The sequence below is a fragment of the Comamonas faecalis genome (genome assembly GCF_039538025.1).
Taxonomy (GTDB): domain Bacteria; phylum Pseudomonadota; class Gammaproteobacteria; order Burkholderiales; family Burkholderiaceae_C; genus Comamonas_C; species Comamonas_C faecalis.
The window spans coordinates 129897-148301 of record NZ_BAABBP010000005.1 but is presented as its reverse complement, the minus strand read 5'-3'; the positions used below and the strand labels follow the sequence as shown (position 1 = coordinate 148301).

Here is an 18405-nt window from a genome sequence, read left to right as displayed (position 1 = left end):
TCGACCAGCAGCTTGGTCAGTTGCTTGAGCAGACCGTTCTCGCCGATGAGGTCTTCGGGCTTCTTGTAGTTGGCCAGCAGGCCAGACAGCAGTTCTTCGGGTACGTCGTGTTTCTTGGTGTTCATTGTGCTTACGGACAGGCCGGCTTACGCCGGCGGTGGATTGTCCGTTTACACAAAATTCTGCACACCCTCCAGCCGAGTTGTTCAGGATGTCCCTAAATTTTAGGCGGCCTAAATTTTTGAGAGGATAGGATTTTCCTTTGGGAAGTAATGCGCTATGTGCTTGACTTAGGCCGCATATGACAGATAGCATGCGGCGTTCTAAATCTAGTTAGCTTCCCCGGTAAACTCGCTTCTCCTAGATTCGCCGCCTATCAGATCCTTGGATGGTCCAATGCTAAAACCAAATGACGTCTTTACTCCCGGTAAACTTCCAATTCGCCCTACTAATGTGTACGCGGCACGTGGTGATGCAGAAGCACTCTTCGTCAAGTCACTTAACAGAGGAATGATTCCTGTCGTCTTCGGTGAGTACGGAGTTGGTAAGACGTCAATGGCGCGTTATGCCCTAAAGGACAAAGATTCTGCCGGCCTTCTAGTAAATATCGAGAGCGTCGCCGACAAGTCGCTAGACGATGTCTTCGCACGATGCCTCGAAAAAATCGGATACACAGTTAGAACCAAGAAAGTTGATGGTGCGACCTATAGTCGATCACATGAACAATCCGGTCAGGCAGAAATTGGGGCGGGAGGTTGGATCAAGGCTCTGGTTGTTTCGAAGCGCACCCAAGCTAGCGGCTCGTCACAACAGGTCGAGGAACAATTTGTCGTAACGTCGCCGACCGACTCGAAAGTAATTGAGATCTGCGAGGCAGCGGGTTTAGTGCTTCTAATCGACGAACTGCACCGAGCTGACGCCACGTTCGCAGCGGATTTGTCAAAATTCATTAAGAGTTATGGAAATGCAAACTGCCACCAGTTTAAGGTGGTGCTTCTGGGCACATCGTCCGATGCCAGTCGCCTTGTCTCATCAGATCCAGGAATCGACCGCCTAATTCAAGAGGTCCATCTGAAGGCGATGACGGACTCAGAGTCTAGGTACGTAGTCACGCGAGGGATGTCTGACCTCGCGATCAATATCGATGACGCCACCGTCAATCGCTTGGTCCGAACAAGCGTCGGATCACCGAGTATTCTCCAGTATCTGAGTCTTGAGGTTGCCGAGGCAGCGTTTCCCCGCAGTCCGAGGCTTGCTGTGGGCACTGACGTTACAGATGCGCTTCGTGTTTTTGTTGAGACGAAGGAGGCGCGACTGAACAAGGCGTATATCGCTGCAGTGGAGAGCGTTGGAGACATTCGGTATCGAAAGCAAATCTTGCGCGCGATGGCGGATTGCGAAGATGAGTACGTAACAATGGAGCAAATACGTACAAAAGTCTCAGAGTTCCTTGGTCGTGACATCCCCAGCACTGCCCTATCCGGTCCTCTCCGCGACCTAAAAGAAGAACGGTACGGTCCAGCTCTCAGTGACGTCGAAAGGCCTGATGGAGTCGGTCGTCTGACGAACTACACGACCTTCAAGGATCCGGCTTTAAAAGCATTTATTCGACTTCAACTTCTGCGCGAAACGGAAGGGCCAGAAAGCTAACATTCTACAGGGACTTCCCACGTAATCAAGAAGCGCAGGCGATGGTAATTCCTTGATAGGCGGTATTTCTGGTATTGACGCGAAGCGGCGATGCTGGATGAAACGAGGAACAGACTGCACATCTACAGACGGTCTTGTTGCACCGGTTGTTCAGTGGTGCGGACCCAGATACGAACCGCTCGGTGAGGCCCCATTCCGATCCCGTGGTTTCGCCGCAATCAGCGCCACACATTGTTAGTCGGGCTTGTCTCACCGCCGGTCTGACCTGTTCAAAGCATCTTCGGCATCACGTCTGGCAAGAAATCGGTTGAAGCGATCAGCCGGGTTTGACGCTCACATGCCGCGCGTCAAAGGCCTGCCCGTTGGTCATCACCGCCCACAGGATGCGGGCGTTCTTGTTGGCCAGCGCCACGGCTGCCTTCTGCCAGCCGTGCTTCTCGCGCAAGCCATGAACCCAGCGCGAGATGGGGTCATCGCGCTTGTGTGCGCTCCACACCACCGACTTGGCGCCCTGGATGAGCAGCGTGCGCAAGTACATGTCGCCCCGGCGGGTGATGCCGCCCAGGTTGTTCTTGCCCCCGCTGGAGTTCTGCCGGGGGGTCAGGCCCAGCCAGGCGCCAAACTGCGGGCCGTTGCGAAACTGCTTGAAGTCGCCCACGCTGGCCACCACGGCAGAGGCTCCCACCGGCCCCACGCCCATGAGTTGCTGGGCCAACGCGGCCTGCGGGTCGGTCTTGAGGTGAGCGGCAATGCGCTCATCGCACCAGGCCATGTGCGCATCGAGTTCGGCCCACTGCGCTTGAGCGCGCTGCAGCGCCATGCGGGCGATGCCCCCGAGTTCGTTGCTGGCGTCTTCCAGCACATCGGGCAGGGCCAGGCGCAGGGCCTGGGGCTTTTGCGGGAACACCAGACCGAACTCGGCCAGCAGGCCACGGATGCGGTTGATGCAGGCGGTGCGCTCGGCCTTGAAGCCTTCGCGCAGGCGGTGCACGCACAGCAGGCTTTGCTGCTCGACGGTCTTGATGGGCACGAAGTGCATGTGAGGGCGGCCAGCGGCCTCGCAGATGGCGGCGGCATCGTTGGCGTCGTTCTTGCCGCTCTTGCCTTGCAGGCGGTACGGCGTGACGAGGTGAGCGGCGATGATGCGAGCATCCAGGCCCATGGCGCGCAGGCGGCGTGCCCAGTAGTGAGCGCTGGAGCTGGCCTCCATGGCAACCATGCAACCAGCGGGCAATTGGGCACACCAAGGCAGAAACTTGTCGCGGCTGAGCGCGCGGCTGGTGATGCGCTGACCGCTGGCATCGACGGCGTGAACCTGAAGAACACGCTTGGCCAGATCGACCCCGACTCGTGTAATCTTGCTCATGGGACTTCTCCTTCCAACAAGGGTTTCAGATTGACTTCCAAAACCAATCTTGGCACTTCGATGCCGTCGCCACGGAAGTGGGAAGTCCCTTCGTATTCCGTCCAAGCCGAAGCCGCTTCGCGGCGTGGCTTAATTCGGTCGTTAGCCGTCATGTCAAAACGCATCCCCACTGAAAGACAGGTGCTCCGCTGCATCTACGATGCGTACGAGCCATTCTTCCCTGTGGAAGGTTCAAACATTGGGAAAGTGATGGTTGCGATCGATATCGAGGCTGTTGCAAAGAAGCTTGGTACCGACAAGCATGTCTTGTTCGGATACCTCTACTACCACCTTGACCACAAGTATCGGTACCAAACCGGCGAAAACAGCTACGTCCACCTGTTCGCTCCAAAGGCGGGTGAGTTGCGTCATGCGATCAATCTACCCTACTTGGCGGCAATTCTTGCCGGCCAAGATCAAGAGCACTCAAAGTTTGCTTGGTCGCTTGGTGTCTCCCTCGTTGCACTAGCTCTTTCCGTGGGCGCAATCATTGCGCAAGTGGTGTCGTCGCAATGACGGATAATTCAGGCGTTATGCGTAAGAAAGCCTTATGGATCTGACCTCCATCTCTGCGTTATTAAGCAGCCTGAAGACTGCGACTGACATCGCAAAAGCCATTAAAGAGAGCGATGTTTCATTAGAAAAAGCAGAATCCAAACTCAAGCTGGAAGAGCTTATATCGGCCCTCGCTGATGCAAAGATTGAAGTGACCGAAATTCGGCAGGCTCTATTGGATAAAGATGCTGAGTTGAGGGCTTTAAAAAACCAGCTTGAAGTGAGATAAAAATTGAAATGGGAGAAGCCATACTATTGGCTAATCAAAGATTCTCAAAAGGATGGCCCATTCTGCCAGCACTGCTACGATAAAAATCACGAATTAATCAGCCTTCAAGGTGGCGGAGACTATTGGAAGTGCAAAGCCTGCAAGAACGGCTACACCGACAGCAGTTACGATGCATCACCTATGTTTTCCAGTACAGGCGACCATGATCCTTATCGTGATTTCTAAACGCATAGCATACCGCTCCAGCCGACCGTTAAAAATCCACGCTTTTTGCCGACGGCTGAGCTAGCACGTTGGGCATCACATCATGCGCCTCTGGTCATTGCATCCAAAATACCTAGACCCGCAAGGTCTCGTTGCGCTCTGGCGCGAGACGCTGTTGGCCAAAGCAGTGCTCTGCGGCAAGACGCGTGGCTATACACACCACCCGCAGTTAGAGCGCTTCAAGATGCATCCCCAACCTCGCGCGGCCATAAACTCGTATCTCGCCGCGATCCATGCCGAGGCAATGCATCGCGGCTACGCCTTTGATCGCTCCAAGATCGGTCCAGTCCGGACTGTTCAACCGATATCTGTAAATACGGGTCAACTTGCGTGTGAGTGGCAGCATTTGCAAAGCAAGCTGACGGCTCGCAGCCCAGCCGTGCTTGCACAATGGAGTGGCGTACTCATGCCAACGTGTCATCCGTTGTTTCGTTCACAACCTGGGCCCGTGGCATCGTGGGAGCGGGCGTCAAGTGGCGCCTAAGCCGACGCCGTTTCGCGGCTTAATTCAGGCGTTATGCCTTCCTATCACTCGTAATCGAAAGGAGAACTGGCGATGAATTTGCGGCCATGCTGCGACTACATGGCCAATATCAAGCGGGTCAACCTTGCGGATCCACTGCAAGGTATCGTTCAATCTGCAGGCAAACGTTGGCAGGCCGGCCTGCTGCCGGTAGCGGTCATATTTCGTTGACCCTGGATGCCGGGGCGCTCGATGCGGCAGGGGCTAATATTCCGTCCCGGCTGGCCGTGGCAGCGGCTGGATTCAGGGTGCGAGGCTTCAGGAGCGGTTGATGTCCATCTCAAGCGGCTGGTTTTTTTGGGCGGTGTTGTCGGCCTGTTTTGCTGCGCTGACGGCGATCTTCGCCAAGGTTGGCATTGAGGGCATCGACTCTGACTTTGCCACGCTGTTTCGCACCGTCATCATCGTTTTCGTCCTGGCCGCGTTCGTTGCCTACACCGGCAAGTGGAGCGATCCGCGCGCGCTTTCTTCGCGGAATTGGCTGTTTCTTTCGTTGTCGGCACTGGCCACCGGCGCCTCTTGGGTGTGCTACTTTCGGGCGCTGCAGGCCGGCGACGCTTCCAAGGTGGCGCCGGTCGATAAATTCAGTCTGGTGCTGGTCGCGGTGTTCGCGTATGCGTTTCTGGGCGAGCGGCCGTCGGTGCGCGATTGGTTGGGTATCGGCCTGGTGGCCAGCGGCGTTCTGGTTCTGGCGCTCAAGCGCTGATCGGGTGTTCCACCGTTTGCGCATGCTGCCGCGGACCGCACCGGCGCAGGTGAATTTCTCGTTTCCCACGCCACGGCGCTCACCCGCAAGGCGCCATAGGTTTTCCATACCGAAACACCCGTGTTCCACCTCCAAACCCTAGAACTCGTCCACTGGGACTATTGCCAGCGCGTCTCCTTGCCGCTGGACGCTTCCATCATCACCATCGCCGGGCCCAATGGCTCGGGCAAGACGACGCTGCTCGACGGCATGCGCACGCTGCTGGGTCTGCGCTGCTCCAGCCCGCGCGACTGGCGCACCTATGCGCGCCATGCCGGGGCGCAGACTGCGTGGCTGCGTGCCGTGGTGGACAACCGCCCGCAGGGGCGGCAGACCTCCAGCCGGCCGTTTGCGCGCCGCCTGCTGTATGGCGACCAGGTGACGCTGGTGTGCCGCATCGACAAGAACGGCGGCGACTGGCAGCGCCGCTACGCGCTGCTGGAGGGCGACGTGCCCATCGAGCAACTGGCCGGCATGGCCGACAAGGACGTGGGCTACATGGGCGTAGAGGCCTGGAGCCGCGTGCTGGGCGCGGCCGGGCTGTCGCCGGCGATTGCGCGTGTGCTGTCGCTGGAGCAGGGCCAGACCGACCGGCTGTGCGAGCTGTCCCCGCGCGAGCTGCTGCGCCTGGTGTTCGACGTGTTCGGCGACCAGCAGGTGCTGGACGCCTACGACCAGGCACGCGAGCACCAGCAGCAGCTGGCCGCCGAAATGGCGCAGGCCGGGCATGAGCTTGACCACAGCCGCGCCCAGCTGGCCGAGCTGCAGCACCGGGTGACCAGCTACAAGACTTGGCAACTCAAGTGCGCCGAGCGCGAGCGCCTAGCCACCGAGGTGCTGCCGGTGCTCGACTGGTGGGGCCAGCGCCAGCAGCTGGCGCAGCACGCGCGCGATCTGCGCCGCCAGAAGGCCCAGCACCGCGTGCAGCTGGCCGAGCAGGCGGTGCAGAACAAGCGCCTGCTGCATCTGCTGGATGAAGCCGCCCGCGCCGAGCAGCAGGCCGACGCGCTGCTGACCGAGCGCGACCAGGCGCGCGCGCAGCTCGACGAAGCGCAGCGCCACGAAGCGCCGCTGGAGCAGCTGGGCCGGCGCGAGCAGGAGCTGCTGGCGCTGGTCGACAAGGGTAGCGACGCCGACGCACTGCAGGCCCACCTGGCGCAGCTGCAGGCGCGCGCCGAAGAGCTGCAGGACGCGCACGGCGCGCTGCTGCCCCGGCGCAAGGCCGCCGCCGCGCAGCTGGCCCAGCTTGACGGCCAGCGCCTGCCGCCCGCGCCGCCCGAGGTGCAGCAGATGCGCCGCGCGCTCACTGCTCAGGGCATGGGCCACCGCTTCGTCGCCGAGGTGGTCGAGGTGCGCGACGAGCGCTGGCGCGCCGCCATCGAGGGCGTGCTGCGTGGCCAGCGCTGGGTGGCGCTGCTCGACAAGGAATCCGACCTGGCCGAGGCCTGGGAGATTGGCGAGCGCCAGCGCTACCGCCACTACATCGTCGGCCCGGGCGAGGCGGCCATCAAGGGCGAGGCCGGCACGCTGGCCGCGCATGTCCAGTTCACCGCGCCGGTGCCGCGCTGGCTGGTGCAGCAGCTGCAGCAGCTGCGCTGCGTCGACGGCCCGCAGGAGGGCAAGCGCCTGGGCGGGCAGTGGATCACGCCGCAGGCCTATATGCACGACGGGCGCGGCGCGCGCTCGGTGTGGGTCGAGCCGCAGCACTACCAGTTCGGCGCCGCGGCTGTGCACTCGCGCCGCCAGGCGCTGGAGCGTGAGCTGGCCGCGCTGGACGCGCAGCTGGCGCCGCTGCAGCAGGAGCTGCTGGCGCTCAAGCGCCAGGTAACCGACACGCGCCGCGCGCTGGAGGGCCACAGCGCCGCCGAGGAGCTGGCGCGGCGCAGCGACGAATTTGCCCAGGCGCGCGTGCAGCTGCCCGCCGCAAAACAGGCGCGCGTGGCCGCCGCCACCCGCTGGCAGCAGCTGGAGCAGGACGCCACGCGTGCCCACGACCGCCACCGCGCCTTTACCGACGAGCACAAGCGCCTGGAGGCGCAGCTGACGCGCCAGCGCAGCGACAGCGAGCGTGCCGCGCAGGACTGGAGCGCGCGCCGGCGCCAGCACCTGGACGCGCGCGGGCGCAGCCAGGCGCAGCGCGCGCAGTTTCCGCCGCGCTGGATCGCGCCGGAGCAGGTCGCCCAGCTGGTCGGCACCTACGACAACGCCAAGCAGGCCGAGCTGCGCCTGCAGGCCGTCGAGCAGGAGCTGGCCCAGGGCCAGTGGGAGCAGGACGCGACCGTCGAGGAGCGCCACCGCCGCATGGACGTGACGGTGCGCGAGCAGGCCGCCAGCCTGCAGGATCATCAGGCGAAGAACGCCCAGGCGCAGACGGCCGTGCTGAACGCGCGCGAGAGCTATATCGAGGTGCTGCGCTCCACCGTGCGCCGCTACCGGCGCAACATCCAGGAGCTGGGGCAGCTTGCCGGCGTCGAGGTGGCGGCCGACTTGCCGCTGCTGGACAACGACGACCACGTGCTGGCGCAGGCCGGGCTCAAGGTGCACTTCGCCTTCGACGGCAAGGGCCAGATCGGCCTGAACGACGGCGAGGCCTCGGGTGGCCAGCAGGTCATCAAGTCGCTGATCCTGTTGGTGGCGCTGCTCAAGGACGAGGAAAGCGGCTCGGGAGGCTTCGTTTTCATCGACGAGCCCTTCGCCCACCTGGACGTGCGCAACATCCAGCTCGTCGGCCACTTCCTGCGCAGCACGCGCGCGCAGTACGTGCTCACCACGCCGATCACGCACAACCTGGAGGTGTTCGAGCCGGCCGAGATCACGCTGGTCACCGCCAAGAAGCCGCGCGGCGCGCGCTGGGCGCCGCCGATCGCAGTGGCCAAGCGCCGCGGCGTGCCCGAGCTGGCGCCGCTCACCGCCTGAGCGATGGGCACGTTGCGCGCCGAGACGATGGGACGCGGGCGTCGCACGCGCTGTGGCCCGCCGTTTTCCGCGCTGCCTGCTCTGCGCCCGGCACAGGCCGCGCTGCTGCGCGACTGGCTGCGCGGCCACGCGGCCGAGCGCCGGTGGCAGACGCTGCTGGACCAGGCCGGCGCCGAGCGGCTGGAGCTGGCCGACGAACTGCTGACCCTGCTGCTGGCCTGCGGCGCGCTGCAGACCCGCGAGCGCTTCGTCCACGCGCAGTGGCGCGTCGAGCGCGTGGTGTGGGCCGACCTGGCCGCGCTGCAGCAGGCGCTGGGCCTGGCCACCCGGCAGGAGCAAAGCGACCAGCGCGACGCGCTGGCCGCGCGGCTCAAGACCCTGGCGCAGCAGGTGCCGTGGCTGGCGCCGGCCGCGCGCCATTGCCTGGATGCGCGCGTGAGCGACGCCACGCGCCAGGCGCGCCTGGACCTGCTGCTGGCCCTCGCGCGCTGGCACGAAGAGCAATGCTTTGGCCTGCAGCGCGACTTTGCCCAGTTTGCGCGCGGCCACACCAAGGCCATCAGCGCCGGCGAATGGGACTGGCTGGCCCAGCATGTGGCGCTGCAGGAGCTGGGCATTGCGCGCTTTGCGCCGCTCTTGTGGCTGGGCGGCACGCTCACGCTGGGCACTGCGCGCGGGCGCATCGACGTGGCCGCCGCCGGCCTGTGCGGCCTGCCGGCGGCGCTGCTGGCGGCGCCCGTGCAAGTGCAGGCGCCGCAGGGCTACTGGCTGATCGAGAACCGCGCCAGCTTCGAGCGCCAGGCGCTGGCTGCCGCGCCCGGCACCTGCGTGGTCTGGCTGCCCGGCCAGCCGCCCACCAGCTGGCGCCAGGCCATGGCCTGGCTGATTGCCGCGGCGCCCGCGCCCGCGCGCATCAGCTGCGACCCCGACCCCGCGGGCGTGGCGATTGCCCTGACCGCCGGCGCGCTGTGGGACGCCGCCGGCCTGCCCTGGCAGCCGCACGCCATGGAGGCCGCCGCCTGGCGGCAGGCGCCGCAGCTGCCGCTCACCGCGCACGACCGCGACTGGCTTGCCCGCCTGCTGGCGCGCACCGACCTGCCCGCGCCGCTGCGCGCGCTGTGCCTGGCGCTGGAGCAGGGCGGCCACAAGGCCGAGCAGGAGGCCTGGCTGTAGCGGGCGGCGGCTGACGCCATGTGCCGGGTGGAGGGCGGCCCTGGGCGCATCGCGGCGAGGGCGCCGCTCCTGCGAGGCGCGCGCAAGGTGTTGGGATGTATCGGAGGCCAGCCCCTGGCCGATGGGGATGTCACTCCCGCCCGCGCCACACGGCCTGGGCGCCGCCCTGGGCGAGCTGCTGCAGCACCTGCCGTGTGTGCTCGCCCGGCGCGCACTGCGCCTGCACCGGGTAGGCGGCGCCGTCAAAGCGCGGCGCGGGCACGGCCTGCAGGCAGCCTTCTGCTTCGCTGTACACGCCGCGCGCAGCCATGTGCGGGTGGTGGGCGGCCTCGGCCGGGCTGAGCACTGCGCCAAAGCAGGCATCGGTCGGCTCCAGCAGCGCCTGCCAGTGCGCGCGCGGCTGGCTGGCAAACAGTGCGGCCAGGCGCCCGCGCCGGCGCGGCCAGGCGGCGGCGTCCCACTGCGGGCCGGCAAAGTCGGCGTCGTCCTGCAGGCCCAGGGTCTGCAGCAGCAGCGCATAGAACTGTGGCTCCAGCGCACCGATGGTGATGTGGTGGCCGTCGGCGCAGGTGTAGGTGTCGTAGAACGGCGCGCTGTCGTGCACGTTGCGCCCGCGCTTGTCGGTGACCAGCCCGCGCTGGCGCGCGCTGAGCATGAGGTTGAGCATGTGCGCCGCGCCGTCGACGATGGCGGCGTCCACCACCGTGCCGCGGCCCGTGGCGCGCGCCTGCACGATGCCGGCCAGCAGCCCGGTCATCAAATACATGGCGCCGCCGCCGATGTCGCCCAGCACGGCAAAGGGCGAGACGGGGCGCGCATCCGCCGGGCTGCAGCCCCACAGCGCGCCGGCCACGGCGGCGTAGTTGGCGTCGTGCCCGGCGCGCGGAGCCAGCGGCCCGTCCTGGCCCCAGCCGGTCATGCGGCCGTAGACCAGGCGTGGGTTGACCGCGTGGCAGGCTTGCGGCCCCAGGCCCAGGCGCTCCATCACGCCCGGGCGCATGCCTTCGATCAGCACGTCGGCGTCCTGCACCAGCTGCAGCACCAGCGCACGCCCGGCCTCGGTCTTCAGGTCGGCGAACACCGAGCGCTTGCCGCGGTTCAGCAGCTGGCCGGTGGGCGCATGGGCTTTTTCCTCGCGGACGATGGAAATCACGTCCGCGCCCAGATCCGCCAGATGCATGGCACAGAACGGCCCCGGCCCCAGGCCGCCAATCTCCAGCACGCGCACGCTGTCCAAAACCTTCATGGTGTCTCCTTGTCTTGCAATGCGCCAAAGAATAAGGCCCCATTCGGGGCCTTGGTGTCTCGCATGCATGAAGGGGGGCTTTATTGCTCCGGCCTTGTGATGTTTGAACTCGTCATCCCGGCGAAGGCCGGGATCCAGTGCCTTTGGGAGGGAGTCATGGATTCCGGCTTTCGCCGGAATGACGAAAAATTGCGACTTCAAAGGGCCGAATCAATAGGGCTGGCTTCATGCGGAGCCTTGTGGGTTGTTGCTCCTTCCCCCAGAGGGGGAGGGAGTGAAACTCAAATCAGCTCGGCCTGCATCTGCGCCTGGCGCAGGCGCTCCAGGATTTGCTGCACGTGTTCCTTGCCGCGTGCCTGCAGCACCAGCTCGATCTCGACGTTCTGCGCCGCCAGCAGCGTGAAGGCGCGCTGGTGGTGCACTTCCTCGATGTTGGCGCCCGCCTCGGCCACGGTGGCGGTGATGCGCGCGAGCACGCCGGGCACGTCGCGCGCGCTGACCTTGATGCGCGCCAGGCGGCCGGAGCGCACCATGCCGCGCTCGATGATGTCGGCCAGCAGCAGCGGGTCGATGTTGCCGCCGCTGAGCACCAGCCCCACCTTCTTGCCGGCAAAGCGCTGCGGGTGGCGCAAGAGCGCCGCCAGGCCCACGGCGCCTGCGCCCTCGACCAGGGTTTTCTCGATCTCCAGCAGCATCAGCACCGCCTGCTCGATGTCGCCCTCGCGCACCAGCACCAGGTCGTCGACCAGGCGGGCAATTGCCTCGCGCGTGATCTCGCCGGGCTTGCCCACGGCAATGCCCTCGGCAATCGTCGAGATGCCCTGCTCGTAGTGCGTGCCCTGGATGGCGTTGACCATGGCCGGAAAGCGCTCGGCCTGCACGCCGACGATGTCCAGCCCGGGCTTGAGCGCGCGCGCCGCCGTCGCAATGCCGGCCAGCAGGCCGCCGCCGCCGACGGCGACGACCAGCGCCTGCAGGTCGGGCTGCTCGGCCAGCATCTCCAGCGCAATCGTGCCCTGGCCGGCGGCAATGGCTTCGTCGTCGTAGGGGTGGATGAAGGTCAGCTGTTGCTGCTCGGCCAGCGCCCGCGCGTGGCTGGAGGCTTCTTCCAGCGTGTTGCCGTGCAGCACCACCTCGGCGCCAAAGCCGCGTGTGCGCTCCACCTTCACACCGGGCGTGAAGCTGGGCATGACGATGACCGCACGCAGCCCCAGGCGCTGCGCGTGGTAGGCCACGCCCTGGGCGTGGTTGCCCGCGCTCATCGCGATCACGCCATGGGTGCGCTCGGCGTCGGTCAGCTGCGTGAGCTTGTTGCAGGCGCCGCGCTCCTTGAACGAGGCGGTGAACTGCAGGTTCTCAAACTTGAGGAAGACCTGCGCACCGGTGATCTGTGAGAGCGTGCGCGACTCGACGCAGGGCGTGTCGAGCACCTGGCCCTGCAGGCGGGTGGCGGCGGTCTGGATGTCTTGAAGCGTCAGCATGATGGGCGCGATTGTCGCGCAGTGCGTGCGCCCATGGCGCCGCCGCCGGCAAATGCGGCGGCCCCCGATCAGCGCAGCACGCGGCAGTTGCCGAACTCGCAGCGGATGGCCAGCGCGTCGCCGTTGCTGCAGGCCACGGTGTACTGTTCGTAGCCCGGGCCCTTGGCCGCCAGCACCGCACGCGGCTGGGCGTTGCACGCCTGGGTGCGCGCCAGGCGCTCGGCGCTGAAGGCGTCGGCGCCGGTGGGCACGGGCGCTGCGTAGGGCGCATAGGCCATGACGGATGCAGCGGGCGCGGCAGGCACGGCGGCCGGCAGCGCGGTGGAGTAGGGCGCCGGCCCCTGCCCGTGGCCGCGCGCCAGCATGCAGCGCGCCACCGCCTGGCGGCGCTGCGCCAGCGTCTGCAGGCCTTGCGCGGTGCCGGTCATGGCGGCGCCGCCCAGCGCCCAGGCGCCCACGGTGTCGGCGTCGCCGCCCCCGCTCCAGGCCAGCATGGCGGCCACCAGCGCGCCCTGCACCGCCAGGTCCAGCGTCTGCGCCAGCACACCGGCGTCGCCTGCGTCCACGTGGTCGCGGCAGGCCTGCAGGTCGCTGGCGTAGCGCTCTCGCGGCGGCACGCCGGCATCGAAGGGTGCTGGCGGCGCCGTCTGGCAGGCGGCCAGCAGCGCGCAGGCGCCGGCAACAACCACCGTGCGCAGCCGCTTGGGCTGGCTGGGCGCAGGCGCTGCGGATGGCATGGGAGGCAAGGGCGGTTGGCGCTCGGTTCAGGCGGGCTGCGTGTCGGCCTGCAGGTTGAACAGCTTGCGCGTGCCCACCGGCGCGACGGCGCGCGCGATGGCGGCGATGTGCTCGGGCGTCGTGCCGCAGCAGCCGCCCAGGATGTTGACCAGTCCCTCGGCGGCGAATTCATGCACCAGGCGGCTGGTGACCTCGGGCGTCTCGTCGAAACCGGTGTCGCTCATCGGGTTGGGCAGGCCGGCGTTGGGGTAGCAGGAGATGAAGGTGTCAGGCGCGGCACGTGCCAGCTCCTGGATGTAGGGGCGCATCAGCGCCGCGCCCAGGGCGCAATTGAGCCCCACCGACAGCGGGTTGGCGTGGCGCACGCTGTGCCAGAAGGCGGTCACCGTCTGGCCCGAGAGAATGCGCCCGGAAGCGTCGGTGACGGTGCCGCTGATCATGATGGGCAGCACCTCGCCGGTCTGCTCGAAGGCTTCATCGACGGCGAACAGCGCCGCCTTGGCGTTCAGGGTGTCGAAAATCGTCTCGACCAGGATCACGTCGGCGCCGCCCTCGATCAACGCCAGCGTCTGCTCCAGGTAGGCCGCGCGCAGCTGCTCGAAGGTGATGTTGCGCGCGCCGGGGTCGTTCACGTCGGGGCTGATGCTGGCGGTCTTGGGCGTGGGGCCAAGCGCGCCGGCGACGAAGCGCGGGTGATCGGGCGTGCTGAACTTGTCGCAGGCGGCGCGCGCCAGGCGGGCGCTCTCCAGGTTCATCTCGTAGGCGAGGTCGCCCATGCCGTAGTCGTCCTGGGCGATGCTGGTAGCGCCAAAGGTGTTGGTCTCGATCAGGTCGGCGCCTGCGGCCAGATAGCCTTCGTGGATGTCGCGGATCACGTCGGGGCGGGTCAGGCTGAGCAGTTCGTTGTTGCCCTTGACGTCGCGCGCAAAGTCCTTGAAGCGCTCGCCGCGGTACTGCGCTTCGGTCAGCTTGAAGCGCTGGATCATCGTGCCCATCGCTCCGTCGAGGATGGCGATGCGTTGTTCGAGGATGGCGGGTAGTTGCTGAGCGCGGGTGTAGGCAGGCAGTGTCATGGCGCCGATTGTAGAAAGCTGCAGCGCGCGCCGCCCGCACGCGGGCAATTGCGCGCAGGCGCGCAGGGAATGCTCAGCCGCCGCCCTTGCGCTGCAGATGCGCCAGCGGCAGCGCCGCGCCCGCCTTGACCTGGCCCAGCGAGAAGCTGGTGTGCATGTCTTTCACGTTGGGCAGGTTCAGCAGCACGTCGCGCGCGAACTGCGAGAAGCCGTCCAGGTCGCGTGCCACCACCTGCAGCTCGAAGATGCCGCTGCCGCTGATGTAGTGGCATGACACCACCTCGGGCAGGCAGGCGATCGCGGCCTCCATCTCGCGCGTGAGCTCGCGCGACAGGCTCTCGGCGTCCAGCCGCACGAAGGCCAGCACGCCCAGGCCGATCTTGTGGCGGTCGATCTCGGCGCGGTAGCCGCTGATGATGCCCGCCTCCTCCAGCGCGCGCACGCGCCGCCAGCAGGGCGCGGCCGACAGGCCCACGCGCTGGGCCAGCTCGGCGTTGGTCAGCCGCGCGTTGGCCTGCAGCTGTTGCAGGATGGCGATGTCGTAGCGATCGAGTGATTCCATGAATCGATTGTTTTAGGAAAGATTCTTTCTTGCACTAGGGTTTATACGGCAATAAACAGTCTATGAAAAGTGGGTTTGCTGCATACACTGTCTCGATCGCCGATGGCGCGCGGCGTTGCCGTGCGCGGCCCTCTTCGCGGAGACGAACATGAACGCCCCCCTGACCCCCGATCAGCAGCAGGCGCTGCACAGCGTGACCCTGGACGATAAATACACGCTGGCGCAGGGCCGCGCCTTCATGAGCGGCGTGCAGGCGCTGGTGCGCCTGCCAATGCTGCAGCGCCAGCGCGACGCGCTGGCGGGCCTGAACACGGCGGGTTTCATCAGCGGCTACCGCGGCAGCCCGCTGGGCGGCTATGACCAGGCGCTGTGGGCTGCGCGCAAGCATTTGCAGCAGGAGCACGTCGTCTTCCGGCCCGGCGTGAACGAGGAGCTGGCGGCCACGGCAGTGTGGGGCACGCAGCAGCTGGACATCCAGCCCGACACCAAAAAATACGACGGCGTCTTCGGCATCTGGTACGGCAAGGGCCCGGGCGTGGACAGGAGCGGCGACGTCTTCAAGCACGCCAACATGGCCGGCACCGCGCGCCACGGCGGCGTGATCGCGGTGGCGGGCGACGACCACATCGCCAAGAGCAGCACGGCGGCGCACCAGAGCGACCACATCTTCAAGGCCTGCGGCCTGCCGGTGTTCTACCCGGCCAGCGTGCAGGACATCCTGGATCTGGGCCTGCATGCATTTGCACTCAGCCGCTACGCCGGGCTGTGGGCAAGCATGAAGACGGTGCAGGAGGTGGTCGAATCGAGCGCCAGCGTCGACGTGGGCGCAGGGAGGGTGCGCATCGCGCTGCCCGAGGATTTCGCCATGCCGGACGGTGGCCTGCACATCCGCTGGCCCGACGCGCCCCTGGAGCAGGAGGCGCGGCTGATGAACCACAAGTGGTACGCGGCGCTGGCCTACATCCGCGCCAACCGGCTCAACCACAACGTGATCGAGGGGCCGCGCGACCGCTTCGGCATCATCGCCAGCGGCAAGGCCTATGGCGATATGCGCCAGGCGCTGGTCGACCTGGGGCTCGATGACGCCACTTGCCGCCAGCTGGGCATTCGCGTGCACAAGGTGGGCGTGGTCTGGCCGCTGGAGCCCGCGGGCACGCAGGCGTTTGCACGCGGGCTGCAGGAGGTGCTGGTCGTCGAGGAAAAGCGCCAGATGATCGAGTACCAGCTCAAGGAAGAGCTGTACCACTGGCCCGATGGCCAGCGTCCGCGCGTGCTGGGCAAGTTTGACGAGGAAGGTGGCGAGTGGAGCCAGCCCAACCCCGGCGCGCACTGGCTGCTGCGCGCGCAGGCCGACCTGTCGCCGGCGCTGATCGCCCGCGCCATCGCCCAGCGGCTGAAGGCGCTGGGCGTGCCGGACGACGTGGCGCGCCGCATGGACGAGCGGCTGGCGCAGATCACCGCGCGCGAGCAGGCGCTGGCCGCGCAGCCGCACGCCACTGGCGAGCGTCTGCCCTGGTTTTGCAGCGGCTGCCCGCACAACACCAGCACCCGCGTGCCCGAGGGCTCGCGCGCGCTGGCCGGCATTGGCTGCCACTACATGGCCAACTGGATGCCCGACCGGCGCACCGCCACCTTCACGCAAATGGGCGGCGAGGGCGTGACCTGGGTCGGCCAGGCGCCGTTCACGCAGGAGGCGCACGTGTTCGCCAACCTGGGCGACGGCACCTACTTTCACAGCGGGCTGCTGGCGATCCGCCAGTCGGTTGCGGCGGGCGTCAACATCACCTACAAGATTCTGTACAACGACGCGGTGGCGATGACCGGCGGCCAGCAGGTGGGCGAGCGCCCCGAGGGCCACTCGGTCGCGCAGATCGCGCACAGCCTGCGCGCCGAGGGCGTGGCGCGGCTGGTCGTCGTCACCGACGAGCCCGAGAAATACCGCGGCCGCACCCACCCGGCCAACGCCGCGCGCGCCGGTCACCCCGAGCTGATCGACGACCTGCCTGCGGGCGTCGAGGTGTTTCACCGCGACGCGCTCGACCGCATCCAGCGCGAACTGCGCGAAGTGCCCGGCTGCACCGCGCTGATCTACGACCAGACCTGCGCGACCGAGAAGCGCCGGCGCAGAAAGCGCGGCCTGCTTGCCACGCCGGCCAAGACCGTGGTGATCAACGAGCTGGTCTGCGAAGGCTGCGGCGACTGCTCCGAGGCGTCCAACTGCCTGTCGGTCGAGCCGGTGGAGACGTCGTTCGGGCGCAAGCGGCGCATCAACCAGAACAGCTGCAACAAGGATTTTTCCTGCGTCAACGGCTTTTGCCCGAGCTTTGTCACCGTCGAGGGCGGGCAGCTGAAAAAGCCCAGGAAAGAGCAGCACGGCCAACTGGAGACGATGCCGCCGCTGCCCGAGTCCGTGGCGGCGCCGCTGGACGGCGTCTGGCACGCGGTGGTCGCCGGCGTTGGCGGCACCGGCGTGATCACCATCGGCCAGCTGCTGGGCATGGCCGCCCACCTGGAGGGCCTGGGCGTGGCCACGCAGGACGCGGCCGGCCTGGCGCAAAAAGGCGGCGCGACCTGGAGCCACATCCAGGTGGCGCCGGACGCAGGCGCCATCCACGCCACGCGCGTGGACGTGGCGCAGGCCGACCTGGTGGTCGGCTGCGACGCCATCGTCGCCGCGCACGCCGCCACGCTGGCCGTGATGCAGCGCGGGCGCACCCATGTCGCGCTGAACAACCACGCCACGCCCACGGCCGCGCTGGTGCACGACCCCGACTGGCAGTTTCCGCTGGGCGGCTGCGAGGCGGCGCTGGCCGACGCCGTCGGGCGCGACCGCCTGGGCATGTTCGACGCCGAGCGCGTCGCCGCCCGCGTGCTGGGCGACAGCATCTACACCAACCCGCTGCTGCTGGGCTACGCCTGGCAAAAGGGCTGGGTGCCGCTGACCCTGCAGGCGCTGATGCGCGCGATGGAGCTCAACGGCGTGCAGGTGGACAACAACCAGGCCGCATTTGCCTGGGGCCGCCACTGCGCGGCCCACCCGCAGCAGGTGCAGGCGCTGCTGGCGGCCGAGCAGGTGATCCAGGTGGTCAAAAAGCCGTCGCTGCACGACATGGTGGCCGAGCGCGTGCAGTTTTTGACCGACTACCAGAACGCCGGTTACGCGCAGCAGTACAGCGATTTCGTCGACAAGGTGCAGGCCGCCGAGGCGGCGCTGGATGGGGCGAGCGGCACCCGGCTGGCCGAGGCGGTGGCGCGCTATCTGTTCAAGCTGATGGCCTACAAGGACGAGTACGAGGTGGCGCGCCTGCATACCGACGCGGCCTTCGTGCAGCGCATCGGCGCGATGTTCGAGGGCGACGTGAAGCTGGTGCACCACCTGGCGCCGCCGCTGTGGGCGCGCAAAAAGGACGGCCAGGGCCGGCCCGCCAAGAGCGCCTACGGCCCCTGGGTGCGACCGGCGTTCAAGATGCTGGCGCGCCTGAAGGGCCTGCGTGGCACGCCGTTCGATCCGTTTGGCCACAGCGCCGAGCGGCGCACCGAGCGCGCGCTGGTGCGCGAGTACCGTGCCTGCATCGACGAGCTGCTGGCCGGCTTGAGTCCCGAGCGCCTGGCGCTGGCGGTGCAGATCGCGCGCATTCCCGAGGGCATTCGCGGCTACGGCCACGTGAAAGAGCGCCACCTGCAGGCGGCGCGCGCGCAGTGGGGCGAGCTGATGGGCCAGTGGCGCGCCGTGCCCGCTCTTTGACGGATTGCTCCAGGGGCTTCGGCGCGGGCGTCCGTAGAGCGACGCTTACAATGTTCGGCTGGCTGCGACACGCGCAGCCCGGGCGGCCTGCTGCGGCGGG

General features: G+C 66.8%; 15 protein-coding genes and 1 pseudogene. 9 read left to right on the top strand and 7 right to left on the bottom strand.

Annotation, left to right across the window (positions count from 1 at the left end):
• Window positions 1–125: pseudogene (locus ABD767_RS04660) on the bottom strand (IS256 family transposase); the annotation flags it as partial.
• A 271-nt stretch (window positions 126–396) separates the two neighbouring features.
• On the opposite strand from ABD767_RS04660, the gene ABD767_RS04655 reads away from it, so the two are divergent.
• A complete protein-coding gene (locus ABD767_RS04655) occupies window positions 397–1650 on the top strand; it encodes an nSTAND1 domain-containing NTPase (protein WP_425549893.1) in 1254 nt (417 codons plus the stop codon).
• A 316-nt stretch (window positions 1651–1966) separates the two neighbouring features.
• Here ABD767_RS04655 and ABD767_RS04650 read toward each other — a convergent pair whose 3' ends face one another.
• The gene (locus ABD767_RS04650) at window positions 1967–3016 is read right to left on the bottom strand and encodes an IS110 family RNA-guided transposase (protein WP_344868481.1); all 1050 of its coding nucleotides are present in this window, start codon (window positions 3014–3016) and stop codon (window positions 1967–1969) included.
• 150 nt (window positions 3017–3166) lie between these two features.
• On the opposite strand from ABD767_RS04650, the gene ABD767_RS04645 reads away from it, so the two are divergent.
• The 7 genes from ABD767_RS04645 (at window position 3167) to ABD767_RS04615 (ending at window position 9460) form a co-directional block, all read left to right on the top strand.
• Entirely contained in the window at window positions 3167–3571 is a 405-nt protein-coding gene (locus tag ABD767_RS04645; protein ID WP_344868479.1) for a hypothetical protein, read from the top strand.
• A 34-nt stretch (window positions 3572–3605) separates the two neighbouring features.
• The gene (locus tag ABD767_RS04640) at window positions 3606–3839 is read left to right on the top strand and encodes a hypothetical protein (protein ID WP_344868478.1); all 234 of its coding nucleotides are present in this window, start codon (window positions 3606–3608) and stop codon (window positions 3837–3839) included.
• Between the two features lie 307 nt (window positions 3840–4146).
• Window positions 4147–4587: a pyrimidine dimer DNA glycosylase/endonuclease V gene (locus ABD767_RS04635; RefSeq protein WP_344868477.1), complete on the top strand. Its 441-nt coding sequence runs from the start codon at window positions 4147–4149 to the stop codon at window positions 4585–4587.
• Between the two features lie 72 nt (window positions 4588–4659).
• A complete protein-coding gene (locus ABD767_RS04630) occupies window positions 4660–4797 on the top strand; it encodes a hypothetical protein (RefSeq protein ID WP_344868475.1) in 138 nt (45 codons plus the stop codon).
• Between the two features lie 100 nt (window positions 4798–4897).
• Window positions 4898–5332, top strand: coding sequence for an EamA family transporter (locus ABD767_RS04625; protein ID WP_344868473.1), 435 nt, complete (start codon window positions 4898–4900; stop codon window positions 5330–5332).
• 120 nt (window positions 5333–5452) lie between these two features.
• Entirely contained in the window at window positions 5453–8287 is a 2835-nt protein-coding gene (locus ABD767_RS04620; RefSeq protein ID WP_344868471.1) for an ATP-binding protein, read from the top strand.
• Between the two features lie 3 nt (window positions 8288–8290).
• Complete coding sequence (locus tag ABD767_RS04615) at window positions 8291–9460, top strand: hypothetical protein (protein WP_344868469.1); 1170 nt, start codon at window positions 8291–8293, stop codon at window positions 9458–9460.
• Window positions 9461–9590: 130 nt separating this feature from the next.
• Here the strand turns inward: ABD767_RS04615 and ABD767_RS04610 are convergent, their stop codons facing one another.
• The 5 genes from ABD767_RS04610 to ABD767_RS04590 all read right to left on the bottom strand — a co-directional run bounded on the left by ABD767_RS04610 (window position 9591) and on the right by ABD767_RS04590 (window position 14560).
• Window positions 9591–10706, bottom strand: a complete 1116-nt coding sequence (locus tag ABD767_RS04610; RefSeq protein WP_344868467.1) for a CaiB/BaiF CoA transferase family protein — start codon at window positions 10704–10706, stop codon at window positions 9591–9593.
• A gap of 281 nt (window positions 10707–10987) precedes the next feature.
• The gene (locus ABD767_RS04605) at window positions 10988–12187 is read right to left on the bottom strand and encodes a threonine ammonia-lyase (RefSeq protein ID WP_103044412.1); all 1200 of its coding nucleotides are present in this window, start codon (window positions 12185–12187) and stop codon (window positions 10988–10990) included.
• A 68-nt stretch (window positions 12188–12255) separates the two neighbouring features.
• Window positions 12256–12924 (bottom strand): glycine zipper family protein, encoded by a 669-nt coding sequence (locus tag ABD767_RS04600; protein ID WP_344868465.1) that lies wholly within the window; start codon window positions 12922–12924, stop codon window positions 12256–12258.
• A gap of 27 nt (window positions 12925–12951) precedes the next feature.
• The gene (locus tag ABD767_RS04595; protein ID WP_344868462.1) at window positions 12952–13998 is read right to left on the bottom strand and encodes a homocysteine S-methyltransferase family protein; all 1047 of its coding nucleotides are present in this window, start codon (window positions 13996–13998) and stop codon (window positions 12952–12954) included.
• Window positions 13999–14071: 73 nt separating this feature from the next.
• Window positions 14072–14560, bottom strand: coding sequence for a winged helix-turn-helix transcriptional regulator (locus ABD767_RS04590; protein ID WP_103044410.1), 489 nt, complete (start codon window positions 14558–14560; stop codon window positions 14072–14074).
• Window positions 14561–14708: 148 nt separating this feature from the next.
• Here ABD767_RS04590 and ABD767_RS04585 point away from each other — a divergent pair, with 148 nt between their 5' ends.
• A complete protein-coding gene (locus ABD767_RS04585) occupies window positions 14709–18305 on the top strand; it encodes an indolepyruvate ferredoxin oxidoreductase family protein (protein WP_344868460.1) in 3597 nt (1198 codons plus the stop codon).
• Window positions 18306–18405: the final 100 nt, after the last annotated feature.

What these genes read in the sequence shown, in the direction of transcription:
- ABD767_RS04655 (WP_425549893.1), top strand. Translation starts at nt 397, where the DNA reads ATGCTAAAACCAAATGACGTCTTTACTCCCGGTAAACTTCCAATTCGC.
- ABD767_RS04650 (WP_344868481.1), bottom strand. Translation starts at nt 3,016, where the DNA reads ATGAGCAAGATTACACGAGTCGGGGTCGATCTGGCCAAGCGTGTTCTT.
- ABD767_RS04645 (WP_344868479.1), top strand. Translation starts at nt 3,167, where the DNA reads ATGTCAAAACGCATCCCCACTGAAAGACAGGTGCTCCGCTGCATCTAC.
- ABD767_RS04640 (WP_344868478.1), top strand. Translation starts at nt 3,606, where the DNA reads ATGGATCTGACCTCCATCTCTGCGTTATTAAGCAGCCTGAAGACTGCG.
- ABD767_RS04635 (WP_344868477.1), top strand. Translation starts at nt 4,147, where the DNA reads ATGCGCCTCTGGTCATTGCATCCAAAATACCTAGACCCGCAAGGTCTC.
- ABD767_RS04630 (WP_344868475.1), top strand. Translation starts at nt 4,660, where the DNA reads ATGAATTTGCGGCCATGCTGCGACTACATGGCCAATATCAAGCGGGTC.
- ABD767_RS04625 (WP_344868473.1), top strand. Translation starts at nt 4,898, where the DNA reads ATGTCCATCTCAAGCGGCTGGTTTTTTTGGGCGGTGTTGTCGGCCTGT.
- ABD767_RS04615 (WP_344868469.1), top strand. Translation starts at nt 8,291, where the DNA reads ATGGGCACGTTGCGCGCCGAGACGATGGGACGCGGGCGTCGCACGCGC.
- ABD767_RS04610 (WP_344868467.1), bottom strand. Translation starts at nt 10,706, where the DNA reads ATGAAGGTTTTGGACAGCGTGCGCGTGCTGGAGATTGGCGGCCTGGGG.
- ABD767_RS04605 (WP_103044412.1), bottom strand. Translation starts at nt 12,187, where the DNA reads ATGCTGACGCTTCAAGACATCCAGACCGCCGCCACCCGCCTGCAGGGC.
- ABD767_RS04600 (WP_344868465.1), bottom strand. Translation starts at nt 12,924, where the DNA reads ATGCCATCCGCAGCGCCTGCGCCCAGCCAGCCCAAGCGGCTGCGCACG.
- ABD767_RS04595 (WP_344868462.1), bottom strand. Translation starts at nt 13,998, where the DNA reads ATGACACTGCCTGCCTACACCCGCGCTCAGCAACTACCCGCCATCCTC.
- ABD767_RS04590 (WP_103044410.1), bottom strand. Translation starts at nt 14,560, where the DNA reads ATGGAATCACTCGATCGCTACGACATCGCCATCCTGCAACAGCTGCAG.
- ABD767_RS04585 (WP_344868460.1), top strand. Translation starts at nt 14,709, where the DNA reads ATGAACGCCCCCCTGACCCCCGATCAGCAGCAGGCGCTGCACAGCGTG.